Origin of the sequence: Glycocaulis sp. (assembly GCF_052168375.1) — a bacterium.
Taxonomy (GTDB): Bacteria; Pseudomonadota; Alphaproteobacteria; order Caulobacterales; family Maricaulaceae; genus Glycocaulis.
Window position 1 is genome coordinate 1 of record NZ_JBQLZR010000177.1, and the last position, 2,682, is coordinate 2,682.

The window sequence follows — 2,682 nt, forward strand, 5'->3', positions numbered from 1 at the left end:
ATTAGGGAAATCAAACAACACGTCGAAGATGTGCGGAGATAGCCAGGGATGGCGGACGAACGCCAGCGCCTCCCCATGCATTGCCCAGCTCGAACGTACAGATAGCGTCACATACGGCGTCTGCCAGACGACATGACTTGGCGCGACGGCCACCACTGCATCCAGTAACGGCTCTTCAGCTTCCGAGAGGGCATCGCCAAAAGACGCGAGCAGCATCGCGAGCTCGCCGCCCTTCGACACACCTATCAGGCCTACACAACGCCGCTCGTTACCCGTGGTCCGCCGAGCCTGCGCGATAGCTGCCGCGATAGGTTCAAGATCGCGTTCTACAAGCCTCGCAGGTGTTCCTTCCGCACCAAAGTAAGCCATCATCCGGATGGAATAGCCCGCCTGGATCAACGGCATCACCACCCGACCGCCGGTCCAGAAACCGCCCTCCGAACCGCCAGCCAGCACAATCAGCGGAGGGCGCTCTACCAAAGTGTGGTCGACTTCGAAATCGCGGACGGCAACGTCACCCAGAACAACGATCGGTGCACCACGAAGGGTCACGCGATTCTGGTTTGTACCATCTGCGGCACCACCTACCTGCGTGGTTCCGCCAGCTAGCAAGCTTGCAGTGAGTATGGCGGCGAGGACCGGCACATCACCGCCCCCTAGAACGGGATGTCGTCGTCGAGCGTGTCGGAGGCGAAGCTTTCGCGCGGGCGGTCATTGCCACCGCCGGAGCGGTCATCCATGCGGCCATAGCCGCCGCCACCGCCTGAACCGCCACCGTCGCCCTTGCCGTCCAGCATGGTCAGTTCGCCGCGATATTTCTGCAGCACGATCTCGGTGGAATAGCGGTCCTGCCCGTTCTGGTCCTGCCATTTGCGGGTCTGCAGCGAGCCTTCGATATAAACCTTGGCGCCCTTCTTCAGGTAGTTTTCCGCCACCTTGGCGAGGTTCTCGTTGAAGATGACCACGTTGTGCCACTCGGTCTTTTCGCGGCGCTCTCCGCTCTGGCGGTCGCGCCAGGTTTCCGAGGTCGCTACAGGAAACTTCGCCATACGGTCGCCGGACGGCATGGCCTTCACTTCCGGGTCCGCGCCCAGATTGCCGATGATGATGACCTTGTTGACACTGCCTGCCATGTCCGAACCCCGTGCTTGCGCTTTTCTCTAAAATGTTCACATATTGTTCCGCCCGTCAACGGGCGAGTCGCCATGTGGTTTTCAAGCGCCATCTCACTCCATCAGGGCGGGGGTGTCCATGCGAGCGGCCACATTGCCCACAGCAAGGTGCACGCCGTTAGCCCGTGAAGGTGGAACGCGGAAGCCTGGCGGCTTATCTAACGTTCGCCGGCGGCTCCGCCGGCTTTTGCAGATTTATGGATTTTCGCCTGATGGCTGACCCGTTGAAGCATATTTCGGTGCGCGGAGCGCGCGAGCATAACCTCAAGGACGTCTCGGTAGACTTGCCGCGCGACGAGCTGATCGTGTTCACGGGTCTGTCGGGTTCTGGCAAGTCCTCGCTCGCCTTCGACACCATCTATGCCGAGGGCCAGCGCCGCTATGTGGAGAGCCTGTCGGCCTATGCCCGCCAGTTCCTGGAGCTGATGAGCAAGCCGGATGTGGACTCCATTGAGGGCCTGTCGCCGGCCATTTCCATCGAGCAGAAGACAACTTCGAAGAACCCGCGCTCCACGGTCGGCACGGTAACGGAAATCTATGACTATATGCGCCTGCTCTGGGCGCGCGTCGGCATTCCCTATTCGCCTGCCACGGGGCTGCCCATCACCTCGCAGACCGTGTCCCAGATGGTCGATCGGCTGATGACGCTGGAGGACGGCAGCCGACTATACCTGCTGGCCCCGATAGTGCGGGGCCGCAAGGGCGAATACCGCAAGGAGTTTGCCGAGCTGATGAAGCAGGGCTTCCAGCGGGTGAAGGTGGACGGCGCCTATTATACGCTGGAAGAGGCGCCCGAGCTCGACAAGAAATTCAAGCACGATATCGACGTCGTGGTCGACCGGATCGCCATCCGAGAAGGGCTTGAACAGCGCCTCGCCGACAGTCTGGAGACCGCGCTGCGCCTTGCAGACGGGCTGGCGATTGCCGAATTTGCGGACCGGACCGATGACAAGGGCGCGCCCGAGCGCATCATTTTTTCGGAAAAGTTCGCCTGCCCGGAAACCGGCTTCACGATTGCCGAGATCGAGCCGCGCCTGTTCTCGTTCAACAACCCGTTCGGGGCGTGCCCGGCCTGTGACGGGCTGGGCGTCAGCCTGAAGTTTGACGAGGCGATGATCATCCCTGACCGGGAAAAGAGCCTCTATGACGGCGCGGTTGCGCCCTGGAGCCGTGCCACCTCCAAGCTCTATCAGCAGACCTTGCAGGCGCTGGCCGATCATTACGGCGCCAACATGCACAAGCCCTGGCGCAGCCTGCCGGAAAAGTTCCAGAAAACCGTGCTTTACGGCACGAACGACAAGATCAAATTCACCTATGAAGACGGCCTGCGCCAGTTCTCGACTACCAAGACGTTTGAAGGGGTGATCCCCAATCTCGAACGGCGCTGGCGCGAGACGGATTCGGCCTGGGTACGCGAGGAGCTGGGCCGGTTCCAGTCCAACCAGCCTTGTGAGACCTGCCATGGCAAGCGCCTGAAGCCGGAGGCTCTGGCGGTCAAGATTGGCGGCTA

The 2,682-nt window shown here is 61.3% G+C and carries 1 protein-coding gene and 2 pseudogenes; 1 reads left to right on the plus strand and 2 read right to left on the minus strand.

The annotated features are described in order from the left end of the window. A pseudogene (locus tag ACTS2Z_RS07160) lies at positions 1 to 645 on the minus strand (hypothetical protein); the annotation flags it as partial. 11 nt (positions 646 to 656) lie between these two features. Further along, positions 657 to 1,133 carry a single-stranded DNA-binding protein gene (gene ssb / locus ACTS2Z_RS07165; RefSeq protein WP_442572536.1) on the minus strand — a complete coding sequence of 159 codons (477 nt, stop codon included), beginning with the start codon at positions 1,131 to 1,133 and terminating at the stop codon, positions 657 to 659. A gap of 251 nt (positions 1,134 to 1,384) precedes the next feature. Here ssb and ACTS2Z_RS07170 point away from each other — a divergent pair. Further along, positions 1,385 to 2,682, plus strand: a pseudogene (locus ACTS2Z_RS07170) (excinuclease ABC subunit UvrA); the annotation flags it as partial.